General features: G+C 69.4%; 11 protein-coding genes. 9 read left to right on the forward strand and 2 right to left on the reverse strand.

Annotated features, from left to right (window positions below; translation table 11 throughout):
* The first annotated feature begins 376 nt into the window (after window positions 1-376).
* From OHB21_RS16900 to OHB21_RS16925, 6 genes are all read left to right on the forward strand, one after another.
* Complete coding sequence (locus OHB21_RS16900; protein ID WP_195126195.1) at window positions 377-4,114, forward strand: nitrate reductase subunit alpha; 3,738 nt, start codon at window positions 377-379, stop codon at window positions 4,112-4,114.
* 62 nt (window positions 4,115-4,176) lie between these two features.
* Entirely contained in the window at window positions 4,177-5,901 is a 1,725-nt protein-coding gene (gene narH, locus OHB21_RS16905) for a nitrate reductase subunit beta (protein WP_067510175.1), read from the forward strand.
* On the forward strand, window positions 5,898-6,578 hold the full coding sequence (gene narJ / locus OHB21_RS16910; protein WP_067510042.1) for a nitrate reductase molybdenum cofactor assembly chaperone: 681 nt from the start codon (window positions 5,898-5,900) through the stop codon (window positions 6,576-6,578). The genes narH and narJ overlap by 4 nt, the downstream gene beginning before the upstream one ends.
* Window positions 6,575-7,333, forward strand: a complete 759-nt coding sequence (gene narI, locus OHB21_RS16915) for a respiratory nitrate reductase subunit gamma (protein ID WP_067510041.1) — start codon at window positions 6,575-6,577, stop codon at window positions 7,331-7,333. Before narJ ends, narI begins: the two co-directional genes overlap by 4 nt.
* A gap of 255 nt (window positions 7,334-7,588) precedes the next feature.
* On the forward strand, window positions 7,589-8,284 hold the full coding sequence (locus tag OHB21_RS16920) for an ABC transporter ATP-binding protein (protein ID WP_195126196.1): 696 nt from the start codon (window positions 7,589-7,591) through the stop codon (window positions 8,282-8,284).
* On the forward strand, window positions 8,281-10,791 hold the full coding sequence (locus OHB21_RS16925; protein ID WP_195126197.1) for an ABC transporter permease: 2,511 nt from the start codon (window positions 8,281-8,283) through the stop codon (window positions 10,789-10,791). The genes OHB21_RS16920 and OHB21_RS16925 overlap by 4 nt, the downstream gene beginning before the upstream one ends.
* Before the next feature lie 20 nt (window positions 10,792-10,811).
* Here the strand turns inward: OHB21_RS16925 and OHB21_RS16930 are convergent, their stop codons facing one another.
* Entirely contained in the window at window positions 10,812-10,973 is a 162-nt protein-coding gene (locus OHB21_RS16930) for a hypothetical protein (RefSeq protein ID WP_195126198.1), read from the reverse strand.
* A gap of 153 nt (window positions 10,974-11,126) precedes the next feature.
* Here OHB21_RS16930 and OHB21_RS16935 point away from each other — a divergent pair, with 153 nt between their 5' ends.
* From OHB21_RS16935 to OHB21_RS16945, 3 genes are read left to right on the forward strand one after another with little or no spacing between them, the layout of a single operon-like run.
* Complete coding sequence (locus tag OHB21_RS16935) at window positions 11,127-12,743, forward strand: AMP-binding protein (protein WP_195126199.1); 1,617 nt, start codon at window positions 11,127-11,129, stop codon at window positions 12,741-12,743.
* Window positions 12,744-12,776: 33 nt separating this feature from the next.
* Window positions 12,777-13,964, forward strand: a complete 1,188-nt coding sequence (locus OHB21_RS16940; protein WP_195126200.1) for an aminotransferase class III-fold pyridoxal phosphate-dependent enzyme — start codon at window positions 12,777-12,779, stop codon at window positions 13,962-13,964.
* A complete protein-coding gene (locus tag OHB21_RS16945) occupies window positions 13,961-15,364 on the forward strand; it encodes an aspartate aminotransferase family protein (protein WP_195126201.1) in 1,404 nt (467 codons plus the stop codon). Before OHB21_RS16940 ends, OHB21_RS16945 begins: the two co-directional genes overlap by 4 nt.
* A 4-nt stretch (window positions 15,365-15,368) precedes the next feature.
* Here the strand turns inward: OHB21_RS16945 and OHB21_RS16950 are convergent, their stop codons facing one another.
* A complete protein-coding gene (locus OHB21_RS16950) occupies window positions 15,369-16,562 on the reverse strand; it encodes a cytochrome P450 family protein (protein ID WP_328439526.1) in 1,194 nt (397 codons plus the stop codon).
* Window positions 16,563-16,843: the final 281 nt, after the last annotated feature.

Genomic DNA, 16,843 nt, shown 5'->3' on the forward strand with positions numbered 1-16,843 from the left:
GAACGCGGAGAGGCGGACAAGGAGGCGGACAGCGGGTGCGCAAATCTCCGTGTGCGAAACCACAATTCGAGGCTTTCCCTCTCCCGAAAACGTGTTAACGATTGTAAACCGCGCGAGAACCAGCTGTTTCCAAAGCATCACCGGCAAGTCCCCCTGACGACCCCTCCACCCCGCAAAACCCGAGTTCAGCGCCCATCGCCCCTGGTCGCCGTGTCGTCGCCGGATATTCGCGCGCGCCGTACCGTGACCGGCATATTGCCTCGACCTCACAACTCACCGTGGCCTTTCGAGCGCTGTGAAAGAATCGTTTTGCCGCGCGAAACGACCTCCCTACAGTCGAAACATCAGCCCGATTCCACAGCTCGAAGGGGGCGTCGTGGTCACCTCGCGCACTCATGATCCGGCAGGCGGTTCTCCCGATGCCGGCGATGTCCTGCTCCGGCTCGGCAAGTATTTCCGGCGCGGCGAGGTCTCCGAGGACCAGCGGGTGCTGCACAAGGTCGGCGGCCGCGGCGCGGACGAGTTCTACCGCGACCGCTGGGCGCACGACAAGGTGGTGCGCTCCACACACGGCGTGAACTGCACCGGCTCCTGCTCGTGGAAGATCTACGTCAAGGACGGCGTGATCACCTGGGAGTCGCAGCAGACCGACTACCCCTCCGTCGGCGCGGACAAGCCGGAGTACGAGCCGCGCGGCTGCCCGCGCGGCGCGTCGTTCTCCTGGTACACCTATTCGCCGGCGCGGGTGCGCTACCCGTACGTGCGCGGCACCCTGCTCGAGCTCTACCGCGAGGCCAAGGAGCGCCTGAAGGATCCGGTGCTGGCCTGGGCCGACGTGGTCGAGGACCCGGAGAAGGCCCGTCGCTACAAATCCGCCAGGGGCAAGGGCGGTTTCGTGCGCGCCGAGTGGTGGGAGGCCGCCGAGATCGCGGCCGCCGCGCACGTGCACACCATCAAGCGCTACGGCCCCGACCGGGTCGCGGGCTTCTCGCCGATCCCGGCCATGTCGATGGTCAGCCACGCGGTCGGCGCGCGGTTCATCTCGCTGCTCGGCGGGTCGATGCTCTCGTTCTACGACTGGTACGCCGATCTGCCGGTGGCCTCGCCGCAGGTGTTCGGCGACCAGACCGACGTGCCGGAGTCGGCCGACTGGTTCGACGCGGGCTACCTCATCATGTGGGGCTCCAACGTGCCCGTCACGCGCACGCCCGACGCGCACTACATGACCGAGGCGCGCTACCGGGGCCAGAAGGTCGTGGTGGTGTCGCCGGACTACGCCGACAACACCAAGTTCGCCGACGAGTGGGTGCCCGCGCGGCCCGGAACCGATGCGGCCCTGGCCATGTCGATGGGTCACGTGGTGCTCAAGGAGTTCTTCGTCGAGCGTGACACGCCCCGCTTCCTCGACTACGTCAAGCGCTACACCGACCTGCCGTACCTGGTGTGCGTGGACGACCCGAAGGGCTGGGACGCCGAGGGCGACTACCACCACGACGGCGCGCTGGCGGGCAAGTTCCTCACCGCCGCCGACCTCGGCGACACCGCCGAAGGGTCCGCCCACAAGCCGGTGCTGCTGGATGCCGACGGAAACCCGGTGGTGCCCAACGGTTCTCTGGGCCACCGCTTCGGCGCCGACGACGCGGGCAAGTGGAACCTCGACCTCGAGGGCGTGGACCCGCTGCTCACCCTGCACGGGCGCGACGGCGCGCAGGGCATCGCACTTCGCCTGCCGCGCTTCGACTCCGACTCGGCGGGAGTGCTGCTGCGCGGCGTCCCGACCGTGACCGTCGCGGGCCACCGCGTCACCACCGTCTTCGATCTGCTGCTCGCCCAGTACGGCGTGGGCCGCGCGGGCCTGCCCGGCGAGTGGCCCACCGGCTACGACGACGCCACCACCCCCTACACGCCCGCGTGGCAGGAGGGCATCACCGGCGTCCCGGCCGCGCAGGCCGAACGCATCGCGCGCGAATTCGCCGACAACGCCGACCGTTCCGGCGGACGCTCGATGATCCTGATGGGCGCGGGCACCAACCACTGGTTCCACTCCGACCAGATCTACCGCGCCTTCTTCACCCTCACGCTGCTCACCGGCTGCCAGGGCGTGAACGGCGGCGGCTGGGCGCATTACGTGGGGCAGGAGAAGTGCCGACCGGTCACCGGTTGGGCCACATTGGCTTTCGGCCTGGACTGGCAGCGCCCGCCGCGCCAGATGCAGGGCACGGTGTTCTGGTATCTCACCAACGACCAGTGGCGCTACGACCCGTTCACCGCCGAATCGTTCGCCTCGCCGCTGGCGCAGGGCAAGTTCGCGGGCCGCACCGCCGCCGACAATATCGCGCTGGCCAGCAGGCTCGGCTGGATGCCCAGCTACCCGACCTTCGACCGCAATCCCCTCGACCTGGTCGACGAGGCCGAAGCCGCGGGGGTGAGCCCGGCGGATCACGTTGTCGCGGGCCTGAAGTCGAACGATCTGCGCTTCGCCTGCGAGGACCCCGACGCACCGGAGAACTTCCCGCGCTGCCTGACGGTGTGGCGCGCCAACCTGCTCGGCTCCTCCGGCAAGGGCAACGAGTACTTCCACCGGCACCTGCTCGGCGCCGACTCCAACCTCCAGACCGGCGAGGCCACCGGCGTGCGCCCGCAGGAACTGGTGTGGCGCGAGCAGGCCGCCACCGGAAAGCTGGATCTGCTGCTCTCCCTGGATTTCCGGATGACCAGCACCACGCTGTTCTCCGATATCGTGCTGCCCGCCGCCACCTGGTACGAGAAGCACGACCTGTCCTCCACCGATATGCACCCCTTCGTGCACGCGTTCTCGCCCGCCATCTCCCCGCCGTGGGAGGCCAAGACCGATTTCGACGCGTTCCACCGCATCGCGCGCGGCTTCTCCTGGATGGCGGAGAAGCATCTCGGCAAGCGCAAGGACATCGTCGCGGTGCCCTTGCAGCACGACAGCCCCGACGCGCTCGCCCAGGCGGGCGGCCGGGTGCTGGACTGGAAAGCCGGTGAGTGCGAACCGATTCCGGGCAAGACCATGCCGAAGCTGGTGGTGATCGAACGCGACTATCCGAAGCTGGCCGAGAAGATGGCCGCGCTGGGACCGCTGGTGGAATCGCTCGGACTCACCACCAAGGGCATCACCACCTACCCCGAGGCGGAGGTGCGGTACCTGGCCGGTGTGAACGGCACCGTGGTTTCCGGTGTGGCGCAAGGGCGTCCGTCGCTGGCCAAGGACACCTTCGCCGCCGAGGCCGTGCTCGCGCTGTCGGGCACCACCAACGGCAGGCTCGCCGTGGAGGGCTTCGAGGCGCTGGAACGCCGCACCGGCACCGAACTGGCCGACCTGGCCGCCGAGCACGAGGGCAAGCGAATCACATTCGCCGACACCCAATCCCGCCCGGTGCCGGTGATCACCTCGCCCGAATGGTCGGGCAGCGAGACGGGCGGGCGCCGGTACTCGCCGTTCACCATCAACACCGAACGGCTCAAGCCCTGGCATACGCTCACCGGCCGCCAGCACTTCTACCTGGACCACGACTGGATGATCGAACTCGGCGAGCAGCTGCCGATCTTCCGTCCGCCGCTGGACATGACGGCGTTGTTCCACGAACCCGGCGTCGGCACGGTGACCGAGAGGGGAGTCACCGTGCGGTACCTGACGCCGCACTCCAAGTGGTCCATCCACTCCGCCTATCAGGACAACCTGCACATGCTCACGCTCTCGCGGGGCGGGCAGTCGATCTGGATGTCGGACAAGGATGCCGCGAAGATCGGTGTGCGCGACAACGATTGGATCGAGGCGATCAATCGCAACGGCATCGTGGTGGCCCGCGCGATCGTGTCGCACCGGATGCCCGAGGGCGCCGTGTTCATGTATCACGCGCAGGACCGCGCGGTGGACGTGCCGCGCATCGAGGGCACCCCTGAGGTGGACGACGCGCGCGGCAAACGCGGCGGCATCCACAACGCGCTGACCCGCATCATGATCAAGCCCTCGCATCTCATCGGCGGCTACGCCCAGCAGTCCTTCGCCCTGAACTACCACGGCCCCACCGGAAACCAGCGCGACGAGGTCACCACCATTCGCCGTCGCTCGCAAGAAGTGGAGTACTGACGTGCGCGCCCACAGCCCGGCGCCCGTCACCGACCCGGGAAGGCGGGACTGACATGCGCGTCATGGCACAGCTGGCCATGGTGATGAACCTGGACAAGTGCATCGGCTGCCACACCTGCTCGGTCACCTGCAAGCAGGCGTGGACCAATCGCGGTGGCACCGAGTACGTCTGGTTCAACAACGTGGAAACCCGTCCGGGACAAGGCTATCCACGCCAGTACCAGGATCAGGAGAAGTGGAAGGGCGGCTGGACGCTCAACCGGCGCGGCAAGCTCACGCTGAAGTCCGGTTCGCGGATGAAGCGGCTGCTCAACATCTTCGCCAACCCGGATCTGCCCACCGTATCGGACTACTACGACCCGTGGAGCTACGACTACGACAACCTGCTGTCCTCCCCGGCCATGGACACCACCCCGGTGGCGCGTCCGAAATCGGTGATCACCGGCGAGGATACGAAGGTCACCTGGGGCGCGAACTGGGACGACGACCTGGGCTCCGGCCCGGAACAGGTCGGCAAGGACCCGCTGCTGAACAAGTTGTCGGAGAAGGTCAAACTCGAGTTCGAGGAGACCTTCATGTTCTACCTGCCGCGCATCTGCGAGCACTGCCTCAACCCGTCGTGCGCGGCGTCGTGCCCCTCGGGCGCGATCTACAAGCGCGCCGAGGACGGCATCGTGCTCGTCGACCAGGACAAGTGCCGCGGCTGGCGCCAGTGCATCACCGGCTGCCCGTACAAGAAGATCTACTTCAACCACAAGACGGGCAAGGCGGAGAAGTGCACCTTCTGCTACCCGCGCGTGGAGGTCGGCATCCCGACCGTGTGCTCGGAGACCTGCGTCGGGCGGCTGCGCTACATCGGCGTGATGCTCTACGACGCCGACAAGGTGCTCGAGGCCGCGCAGGTCACCGACACGAAAGATCTGTATCCCTCGCAGCTGGGCGTGTTCCTCAACCCGCACGATCCGCGCGTGGTCGCCGAGGCGGAGCGCGCCGGCATCTCGCCGGAATGGATTCAGGCGGCGCAGGATTCGCCGGTCTACAAGCTGATCGTGGATTACCAGCTGGCGCTGCCGCTGCATCCGGAATACCGCACCATGCCGATGGTCTGGTATGTGCCGCCGCTGTCGCCGGTGGTGGACGTGCTGAGCGAGACGGGGCACGACGGCGAGAACCACGGCACCCTGTTCGGCGCGATCGACGCGCTGCGCATCCCCGTCGAATACCTGGCGGAGCTGTTCACCGCCGGTGACGTCGGCCCGGTGCGGGCCTCGCTGCAACGGCTCGCCGGCATGCGCTCGTTCATGCGCTCGGTGAACCTCGGCCAGGAGCCCGATCCGGCGATCGCGCCGTCGGTGGGGCTCGAGCCGGAGGAGATCGAGGCGATGTACCGGCTGCTGGCCATCGCCAAGTACGAGCACCGCTACGTCATCCCGCAGGGCGCGACTTCGCAAGCGCACGAACTGGATTCGCTGGCGACCGGGTGCAGTCTCGACACCGACGGCGGGCCGGGGATGACGGCGTTCGACCAGATGGTGGAGAAGTTCCACCTCACCGACTCCAACGGCGCCGCGCCGGAGGAGAAGTCGAACCGCATCAACCTGCTCAACTGGGACGGACGCAGCACCGACGGGTTGCTGCCCTCGAACGGCAACGGCGCCGCGAAAGCCGAAGGCGCGCAGGCGAACGGCAGCAACGGCGCTGCCGCGGGAGGGGCCGGCACCGGCGGCAACGGCGCCGCCGGCAACGGCACCGCCCCGGCCCCCACCGCCAGCGGGGCGCCACGATGAGCCTGCTGAAGTTGCGCCGCAGGCCGGAGCCCGCGGTGCGGATGTCCGAGCGCGACCGTCGCCTGATCTGGCGGCTCACCGCGCTGGTCCTCGACTACCCCGGCCGCGAGCTGCTCGGCATGCTGGACGAATTATCTGCCGCCGCAGCGGAATTGCCCGACGAAGTTCGCCCCGGGTTCGAGGCGCTGCTGGCCCACCAGCGCGGCACACCGCCGATCGACCTGGCCGCCGACTACGTCCAGACCTTCGACCTGCGCCGCCGCGCCAGCCTGCACCTCACCTTCTACGCCTACGGCGACACCCGCAAACGCGGTATGGCACTGCTGCGTTTCAAGCACGCCTACCGCCACGCGGGCGTCGAGCTGGGCGACGAGGAACTGCCCGACCACCTGCCCGTCCTGCTCGAATTCGCGGCCACCGTGGACCCGGTCGGCGGGGAACGCCTCCTCGGCGAACACCTCCCGGTGATCGAACTGTTGCGACTCTCCTTGTCCGACAGCGGATCCCCGTACGCCGCCGCGCTCGCCGGTGTGGTGGCGACGCTGCCGCCGCTCACCACCGCCGACCGGCGACGCATCGCCGAACTGGCCGCGGCCGGCCCGCCGGAGGAGGAAGTGGGCCTCGAGCCGTTCTCCATGGACCCGACCATGTTCGCCGATTCGGAAGGCCGCCGATGAACGGATCGATCCCCGTCCCCGTCGAGTTGTGGCTGATCCTGCCGTACGTCGCGTTCACCTCGTTCGTGCTCGGCCACATCTGGCGCTACCGCAACGACCAGTTCGGCTGGACCACCCGCTCCTCGCAGATCTACGAGAGCCGGTTGCTGCGCCTGGGCAGCCCGCTGTTCCACTTCGGCATGCTCGGCGTGTTCTTCGGGCACGTGCTCGGCGTGCTGATTCCGCAGTCGTGGACGGCGGCCGTCGGCATCACCCAGCACACCTATCACCTGATCGCCGTCGGGGCCGGTTCGGTGGCGGGCGCGATGGTGCTGGCCGGCGTCGGCATCCTGCTCTACCGCCGCCTCACGGTGCCCGCGGTGCGCAAGGCGACCACCGCCAACGACAAGGCGATGTACATCCTGCTGACCGCCGCGCTGGTCACCGGCCTGCTCAACACCTGGGGCAGCAACCTGCTCTGGGGCACCTACAACTACCGCGACACCGTCTCCCCGTGGTTCCGCAGCCTGTTCTCGCTGAGCCCCCACCCGGAACTGATGGTCGGCACACCCTGGACCTTCCAACTGCACGGACTGGTCGTGCTGGTGCTGGTCGGCGTGTGGCCCTACACCCGGCTGGTCCACATGTTCAGCGCACCGGTGGGGTACCTGACCAGGCCGTACATCGTCTACCGGCACAAGCAGTCGAATGCTGCGGATACGCGCAGGTACGCGAAGGCGTGGGAGGCGCCGGTGACGCCCGAGCGCTGGCGGTGAGTTCGGCGCGCTGGTGAACAGCCGCGCGCGCTGGTCGACGCCGCCCCCAACCGCGATCCGGTGGGGGTGGCGTTCGGTATTTCCGGGAGCGCTCGAGTTTCGGCAAAGCCGGGGGCCGGGGGTTCGGGGCGGGGATACAGTGAGGGCGCCCTGAGCTCGGTGCGATCGAGGTCCGGGTTGTCGGAGTGTCGTGTCGGCTCATCGGGGAGTCCGGCCGGGTCGCCCGTGCGGCGGCCGCGGATTCGAGGGGTGCCGATGACGGAGGACGCGGTAGTCGTCGCTCGGGGCGTTTCTCGTGAGTTCCGGATCGGCGAGGCGACCGTCGCGGCGGTGCGGCCCTGTGACGCGCAGGTGCGGGCGGGGGAGCTGGTCGCGATCGTCGGCAAGAGCGGCAGCGGCAAATCCACACTGTGCCACCTGCTTTCCGGGATCGACCGCCCCACCACAGGTTCGGTGTCCATCCTCGGCCGCGACCTCGCGGGCCTCTCGACACGCGAGCTGGCCGAATTGCGCGCCCGCCACCTCGGATTCGTGCTCCAGCGCGACAATCTGGTGCCCTGGCTGACGATCGAGGAGAACGTCGCCGCGCCCCTCATGTTCGCCGGAACCAAGCGCAAGGCCGCCCTCGCCGCCGCCCGCGACGCACTCGACCGGGTCGGCCTGGCGGACCGGGCGCGATCCTGGCCGACGCTCGTCTCGGGCGGCGAAGCCCAGCGCGCCGCCGTGGTGCGCGCCTGTATCGCCGGGCCCACCGTGGTGTTCGCCGACGAACCCACCGGCGCGCTGGACCGCCAGAACGGTGCCACCGTGCGCGAACTGTTCCGCAAACTCGTCAGCGAATCCGGTGCCGCCGGCGTGCTGGTGACCCACGATCCGGACGTCGCGGCGGACGCGGATGCGGTGTGGCACATGTCCGACGGAGTGCTCGATCGGAGCGGAGGCGCGCGGTGAACCGCGCCTCGGCGGTGGCACTGGTCGCGCGAGCGCTGGCCCGCGGCTGGTGGCGGCGGCCGATCCGGTTGATCGCCACCGTGTGTGGGGGCGTCGGCGGTGTTCTGCTCGCGGTCGCGGTGCTCACGATCTCGGTGCCGGTGCTGCAATCGGTGCGCTTGGCGCCGCTCGAGGCGATCGATCCCGAGGTGGTCGCGGTGTCCGCGAAGGCGCCGGTCGGCCTGTCGGCCGAGCTGGCCACCGACATCACCGTGGCCACCGGCGCGCAGTCGGCGCGAATCCTCATGGCCAGCACGAATATTCGCGGCGACACCGACTACGCCCCCGCGCGCGTCCTCGGCGTCGACACGGGCCTGCCCTCGATGCTCGAATCCGACGCTCGCTCCGAGGCTTTCGCGCCCCTACTGCCCGGCCAGGTCTACGTGCCGAGGAGGTGGGCGGACGAGCACGGCATCGCCGCCGGGGACAGCGTCGAGATCGTGACACCGACGGGTGCACGCCCCTGGCGGGTGGCCGATGTGCTCGGCGACGAAGCTACGGGCGGCGGACCGGCCGTGATCATGGGCATCGGTGACCTGTCCGCCGCTTTCGACCGAGGCAGCGCCGTCGACATCCTCCTGCTGCGCGGCGACGCCGAGGTCGCGGACCGCGCGCGAGAGATCGCGGGTGGCGCGGCGCTGGTCGGGCCGCCGGACGAGATCTTCGCGCCGTACTCCCGCGTCTTCCGCACCCCGCTGCTGCTGGTGTGGATGTTCCTCCTCGTCGGCCTGCTGACCGGCGCCGTGGTGACGTTCCTGACCTGGCGCCTCGCGCTCGCCGACGCCCGTCCGGTGCTGGCGCGCCTGCGCCTGATCGGCGTGCGCACCTCGGACCTGGTTCTCGGCTCCGGCCTGGTGATGATCCCGATGCTGTTGTGCAGCTACGCCCTCGGCGCCGCGCTGGGTCTGGCCACCGGCCGCGGCCTGGACTCGATCGGCGCGCAGATCGCGAATTTCACCCAGCAGGCGCTGGATTCGCGCACCGGCATCGCGATCCCGCTGGCCGGTGGTTTCGCGACGGCCGTGGTGATGTTCGGATTCGCCTGGCTGTCGGGCATTCTCGGGCTGCGCCAGGTCACCGCCATCGACGCGGTCACGGGCCGCGATCAGACGGCCGTGCACGCGACGGGGGTCGGCAGGCCGCTCGCCGCCGGTGCGGTGTGCTTCGCGGTGGGCGCGCTGGTCGTGGCGAGCGCGGGCAGTGTCGCGTCCCCGGTGTGGTCGTCGGTCACCTCGGCCGCCGGTGTGCCGTTGCTGGTCGTCGCGATCGTGGTGCTCAGCGTCGTGCTGCCGGTGGTCGCGGGCACCGCGATCCGGCGACTCGGGTCCGGTGCGACCACCCTGTTCGTCGGGCGGCAGCTCGAAGTGTATTGGCGGCGCAACGCCGCCCTGGCCATCACTTTCGCGATCGCGCTCGTCACCTCCATTGCCGTGTCCGGCGCGTCGGGGAGTATCCGCGGCGATCTGGAGGCGTCCATGGTGCGCTGGACCCAGGCCGACGTGTTCGTGCAGGCGGCGCCGATCGGCCAGAACCTGGCCGACGAAACCCTGCCCCCCGCGCTGGCCGACGAGATCAGGGCGTTGCCAGGCGTCGAAGGGGTGTACGCCTTCTCGATGTCGCTGATGGTGCTGGGCGAGGATCGCTATCAGGTGTCGTCGCTGTCCGGCGATATCGGGCAGGCTTCGGACGCGCGGATTCTGGAGGGGCCCGCCGACGTACTCGATCACCTGAGCGGTTCGGATGTCGTCGCCTCGTCGAACTTCGCCCGCACGCGGTCGGTCGGGGTCGGTGACACCGTCGAACTCCCAATCGCCGACGGCACCCGCACCGGCCGGGTCGTCGCCATCGTGGACGATTCGACCTCCGACGGCGGCCTGGTCTACGTGAGCGCCGACCTCTATCGCGACATCACGGGCAAGGGCGCCTACTCCTTCGCCGTGCTGGTGGCCGACGGCGCCGAGGCGCAGGTCGCAGCCGGTCTGGAAAGCCTGCTCGCGCAGCGGTATCCGCGCGCCGCCGTGCTGGACCGCGACGCCTATCGCGCCAGTGTGAGCTCCACCCTCGGACGCTTGATGAGCTCGTTCGGCGTCCTCGCGTGGGTGATGTTCGGTGTGGCGGCCGTGGTCGGGGTGACCACGTTGGCGTCCAATATCTTCGAGCGCCGGCGGGGACTGGTGCTGACCGCCCTGTCCGGCGATCCCCGGCCCGGCGAACGGTTGCTGGGGGCGGAGGCGGCCGTCATCGCCGGACTGGCCTGGGTGATCGCCGTGCCGGCCGGCCTGCTGGTGACCGTCGCGATGCTCGGCGTGCAGTCCCTGATGAGCGGACTCGCGCCCCGGATCGACCTGCCGCTCGGCATGATCGGCGTCAGCCTGCCGGTGACCTTGGCGGCGGTGGCGTGCGCCCTGTGGATCGCCCGCCGTTCCGTCGCGAACAGTTCACCTGCCGAGGTGATCGCCGACGAATGACCCGGCCGTCCGGCATTGTGTCACAGCCGGACGGTCGAATACTCGAATATTCCTGAATAAGCGCCGGATTCGCGACGAGCACCGACGCCGATACTGTCTGCCAAACCGCTATCCTGTGCCGTCGCGAGAAAGGTAAAGAAACCACGCGCCTGGTATTGCCGAATACCCAATGCCTGCGTCACGATATAAGAGTCCGAAATCAACTCGGCGATAGGCTTATTCGGCGACAACGCGTTCCTTGTCGATCGAACCATTCCACACCGGACCATCGGCGGTCCACTCGCAGCGGGTCGTGCCGTGGCCCGCCGCACCGCGCGGTATCGAGGAGGGGTCAAGTGGGCAGTCGGAAACCGAAGAACGTGGCGGCACTGCTGGATTGGCACGCGGGACGTTCGCAGCAGACGACCTTCCACCTGGACCGGCCGTTCGACATCGCACCGTGGGAAGGCACCGTGATCGACGGCGCCGCCGCGGCCGGCCTGGTCCGGGACGCCGCCGGTTGGCTCCACGCGGCGGGCGCTCGTCCCGGCGACCGGGTGGCGATCGTGAAGGACAACCACTTCGACATCCAGTTCCTGGTCGCCGCGGCCGCCCGCATCGGCGCGGTACCCGCGGCGCTTTCGTCGGCGGCGCCCGCGGATACCTTGCGGCACTTGATCACCTCGACCGAACCGGCGGTGACCATCTTGTCGCCCACCGTGATTCGCGCACTCACCGAGGGCGGCGAGAAACTGCCGGAGGCGGCGGGCCGGATCGTTGTGGTGGGCGAGGATTCCTACCCCGAGTCGATCGGCGACGTAATCCACTTCGAGGAGCTGCGCGGCGGGCCGGAGGCGCCCGTCCGGCTGCGTGCCGACGACGAGCCCGCGTTCCTCTGCCACACCTCGGGCACCACCGGACTGCCCAAACTCGTGGTGCACACGACCACCACCCTGTATCACGCGACGCGCTTGGACACGATTCCCTTCCCTGTCCTCACCAGCGGCCACCGCGATGTCTACGCCTCGGCGGTCTCCTTTGCGCATGCCAGGGCGGCGGGCACCTTCACGGCGCAATTATCATTGGCTCCAGCGAAATTGGTGATCCTCTCGAATCATGAGCCGGACAACGCCGTCAGCGTGCTGCGCAACCATCGCGTCACCATTCTCGAGGCGTGCCCGAACATCTTCCTGCACTGGCAGCCCCTGACGCGCACGCATCCGGAACTGTTCGAGCGGATCCGGTTGTATTTCAACACCTTCGATCTCATCCACCCGTCGACCGTGCGCGCGTTCCTGGGTGCGACGCGCCGCCGCTTCCCGCTGTGGTTGCAGGGGTGGGGGCAGAGCGAGACCGGACCGATCACCGGCGGCTTCTACAACCGCACCCGGGTGCGGTGGGCCTCGGGGAAGTCGGCGGTCACCAGCGATATCGGCTGGACCGTTCCCGGCATCAGCCGCGCCAAGGTCGTCGACCCGGTGACCGGTGCGCGGCAACGGATCGGACAGCCCGGGCTGCTGATGGCCCGCGGCAAGGGCCGCTGCGTCGACTACCTCGGCGAGACGGAACGCCATCGCGAGAAGGTCGACGGGAAGTGGTGGAACACGGGCGATCTCGGCTATCGCGACCTGCTCGGCCGCTTCCGGTTGCTGGACCGGGAGGTCGACATGATCCCCGGCATGAGCGGAATCGACGTGGAGAGCCTGCTGCTCGACCGCCTCGAGCACGCCACCGAGGTGGTCGTGCTCGGCGTGCCGGGCCGGTTGCCGGTGCCCGTGCTGTGCCTGGCCGGCGGCGCCTTGGACGAGGAGCTGTGGGCGCGGGCGACGCGGGACCTGCCGCCGCTCGGGCCGCCGGTGGTGCTGCCGTGGGAGGACGTGCCGCGCACCTCCACGTGGAAGGTGCGCCGCCACGCGCTGCGCGAACAGGTGCTCGGCACCGCGGAAACCTTCGGCACCGGACGGTGGACCTGACGGTCGCCGTCGAGAGGGAAGGGGAACTCGACCATGCCCGTGACAGAACCCGTGATCGTCGGCGCGTCCGGCGCGACCCTGCGCACCGCCGACGGCCGCGAGCTGATCGACTGCGCGTCGGCCGCTTTCGGCTATCAGTATCCCGTTGTGCGAGAGGCGGTGTCGGCGCAGCTGAGCGTACTGCCGCAGTCGACGCGCATGTTCCTGAACCGTCCGCTGGCGGATCTGGTGCGCCACCTCGCCGAAAGCACGCCGGGCGACCTGGCGGTCACCTATCCGGCCAACTCGGCCGCCGAGGCGATGGAGGGCGCGCTCAAGCTCGCGCTCGGCTACCACCGGCGTTCGGGGCGAAGGGGTTTCGTCGCGACCCTCGGCTCCGACCACGGCGGCAGCGGTGGCGCGATGAGTGTGTCGCGCCTCGGATCTCCGGAGAGGGCCGAGGTTGCGGGCGCGCCGATCGACGTGGCGTTCGTCCGATTCGGTGACACAACGGAATTGCGCCGGGCGGTGGAAAGGGCACGGCCCGCCGCTGTCGTCCTCGAGCCGATCGCCACCGGGGAGGGGCTGACGGTCCCGCCCGCCGGGTACCTGAGCGCGGTGCGGGAGATCTGCGACGAGTCCGGCGCGCTGTTGATCGTCAACGAGACCATCACGGGACTCGGGCGCACCGGTGCGCGGTTCGCGGTGGACGCCGAGAACGTGGTGCCCGACGTCCTCGTGCTCGGTGGCGCGTTGGGCGGCGGGGTGCTGCCGGTGGGGGCCTACGTGACCAGGGCGGCGATCAACCGTCGCGTCTACGGACGGCGCGGGCCCTGGTTGCACGGTTCGACCACCGGCGGCAATCCGCTGGCCTGTGTGGCGGCGGTGTCGGTGCTCGACGTGATGGAGCGGGAGGACCTGCCGGGCCGCAGTCGTATCAACGCGCGACGAATTCGGCAGTCACTGAACGACATTCATCTCCGGCGTGCCGAAGTGGTGAAATCCGTCGCCTCCGTGGGTCAGCTCGCCGCGATCACCTTCCACGACCCGGCGTCGGCGAGAGGCGCTGCGTCCCAGGCTCGCGCCCACGGCGTGCTGGCCTGGGAGGGTGCACTCGACCGTGGCGTCCTCGGCCTCCGTCCGCCGCTGATCTGCACGGGCGCGGAACTCGAGCGGGCGCTCGACGGCATCCGCGCCGCCGTGGACGCGGTGGGCACGGTCGCGGAGGAGCGAATCGCATGACCGCCCGATCCCGGCGCGCGGTGCTCGACATCTACCGGCGTCACTACAACCCCTCGCTGTCCCTGATGATGCGCGCGGGCCGGCTGCCCATCGAGGTGAGCGCCCGCGAGCACACCATCGTCGACGAGCGCGGCCGCGAGTACCTCGACTTCTCCGCCGGATACGGGGTTTTCGGGCTCGGCCACCTCGATCCGGACGTGCAGCGGGCCGCGCAACGCCAACTCGCGGAGCTCGCGATGGTCCCGCCCCCACTGCGCACGGCCGCCGCGGAGGAGTTGAAGCGAACGCTGGCGCGGATCACGCCGGGCGATCTCGAGCACGTGATCCTCAGCGGCAGCGGCTCCGAAGCGGTGGAAGTGGCGCGGCGGCTCGCACGGCTGGCCCGCCCCGGCCGCGCCCGGATGGTCGCCGCCACCACCGGCTACCACGGCAAGACGCTCGGGGCGATGGCACTACTGGGCCAAAACCATCTGACGGCACCGTTTTTCGACGCCGATCCCGACACGCGTTTCGTGCCCTACGGTGATCTGCGCGCCATGGCGGCGGCCTTGGACGACGGTGTCGCGGCGGTGTGCCTGGAACCGGTGGTCGGTGGCGGTTACGTGACCGTGCCGCCCGACGGTTACCTCACGGAGGTCGCCCGCCTGTGCCGGTGGCACGGCGCGCTGCTGATCGCGGACGAGGTGCAGACCGGATTCGGCCGCACCGGAACGCTTTTCGGTGTCGATCGCGAGAACGTGGTGCCCGACATCCTCGTGGTGTCCAAGGCGATGTCCGGGGGTCATGTGCCGATCTCGGCGACCGTCGTGCGCGACGAGGTGTTCGCCGCGGCGCTCGAAACCTCGGGCGGCGCACTACCCTTCGACACCGAGGCGGGCTGGTCACCCTTCGTGTGCGCGGCGGCCGCGGCGGCGATGGAGAAGATCGTCGCCGACGATCTCGCGGGCAATGCCGCCAGGCTCGGGGACTACCTCCTCGACCGACTCGCCTCGGTGGCCGCGAGGTATCCGAGCCTCGTCCTGGAGGTCGAGGGGCGCGGGCTGATGGTCGGGATGAAGGTGCTCAATCCGCTCGTCGAACAGGGCATCCTCCTGCAGATGGTGCGGCGCGGCGTGCTGACCGGCATCTCGATGAACTCGGCAGCGAAACACCCTGCGCTGCGGATCTTTCCGCCGCTCACCGTGAGTCGCGCCGAGATCGACAAGGCGGTCGCCGCGCTCGACGCGACCCTCGCCGACCTGTCGCAGTATCCGGCGTTCAGCTACCGGATCCTCGACACGTTCATGGCCGTGCAGTTCCATTTGCCGCGTTGGCTGCTGCGCTACGGCGCCGATATCCTCTCGGCGCGCCGGGGCATCGTCCGCACGCGACCGTGGACGCCGGCGTTCGTCGCCGACTGACGGATCACGCCACCGCGGCCGACGGCGCGCCGTGCGGGTGCACCGGCAGGCTGTGCAGTCCGCGGATGAGCAGACTCTCACGCCACCGCAGGTCCCCGGCGGCGAGGCGCAGGTCGGGGTAGCGCCGCGCCAATCCGTCCAGGGCTATGCGTGTTTCGAGCCGGGCCAGCCCGGCGCCGAGGCAGTAGTGGATGCCGTGGCCGAACGCGATGTGTCCGGAGTTCCCCCGGCCGGGATCGAAGCTTTTGCCGTCCGGGAACTTTCGTTCGTCGCGGTTGGCCGAGCCCACCGCGACCAGCACCAGTTCGCCCTCCGGCACCGTCGCGCCGCCGATCGTGACCTCGGTGGCGGTGAAGCGGACGGTGGTGAAGTTGACCGGGCCGTCGTAGCGCAGGATCTCCTCGACGAACGGCGCGACCAGTCCGGGATCGGCGCGCAGGGCGCGGTAGCGGCGGGGGTCGTCGAGCAGCGTGTAGATCGCGTTGCCGAGGAGGTTCACGGTGGTCTCGTGCCCGGCGACCAGGATCAGGAACACCATGGCGACCAGCTCGTCGCGGGTGAGCCTGCCGCCGTCGTCGCTGGCCGCGACCAGGTCGGAGATCATGTCCGCGCGCGGATCTTCACGACGGGCATCGATCAGGCCGTCGAGGTAGTCGGCGAAAGCGTCGGTGGCGCTGCGCTTTTCGGAGGCGTCGGCCTTGCTGACGTCGACGATCACGGTCGACCACTCCCGGAACCGGGGCCGGTCGCGTGCCGGGACCCCGAGCATCTCGCAGATCACGATGATCGGCAGCGGGAACGCGAACTCCTCCAGCAGGTCCACCCGATCCGCCCGCCCGATCCGCTCCAGCAGCTCGTCGGTGACGGCTTCGACGCGCGGCGCGAGCGCGGCGAGTTTGGACGGCGCGAACGCGGGCGTCACCAGTCTGCGCAACCGGGAGTGTTCGGGCGGGTCGGTGTTCAGCAGGTGCCGCTTGACCCGCGGGCTCACCGCGGCGTCGTCCCGTTTCGGCGGCGTTCCCGGCGGATTCTTGCGGATATCGGGGTGGCGCAGCACCTCCAGCGCCTCGTCGTATCCCACCACCAGCCATGCTCGCGCTCCCGTCGGCAACGTGACCTGGTGCACCGGCCCCTCGGCCCGCAAGCCGGCGGTGAAGTCGTGGGGCGCCCGAAAGTAGTCCGCAGATAGATGTTTCATCTATTGGGGTCCTTGCTGGTGAGTATCCCGGGGCGGCACGCCGTCGTGCCGGTGGAAGAACGGGTGCGCCCACCACGCTGTGGACAGCGCGCAGCGGCGGCGTGTGCCGGGATACCGGATCGGGGACCGTTGTCCGACAACGGAATTCCACCGCCCAGCTACCGCCACCGAAGGCAAGGCGATGCTATCCGCAATCCCGCGCCGCCAGGGGAGTGACGCTGAGCACGCGGGCGATGCCGGTGCGATTGATCGTTCGACCTGTGTGGGTGATGGGGAGGCCG

Source organism: Nocardia puris, from assembly GCF_036051655.1.
GTDB classification, from domain to species: domain Bacteria; phylum Actinomycetota; class Actinomycetes; order Mycobacteriales; family Mycobacteriaceae; genus Nocardia; species Nocardia puris.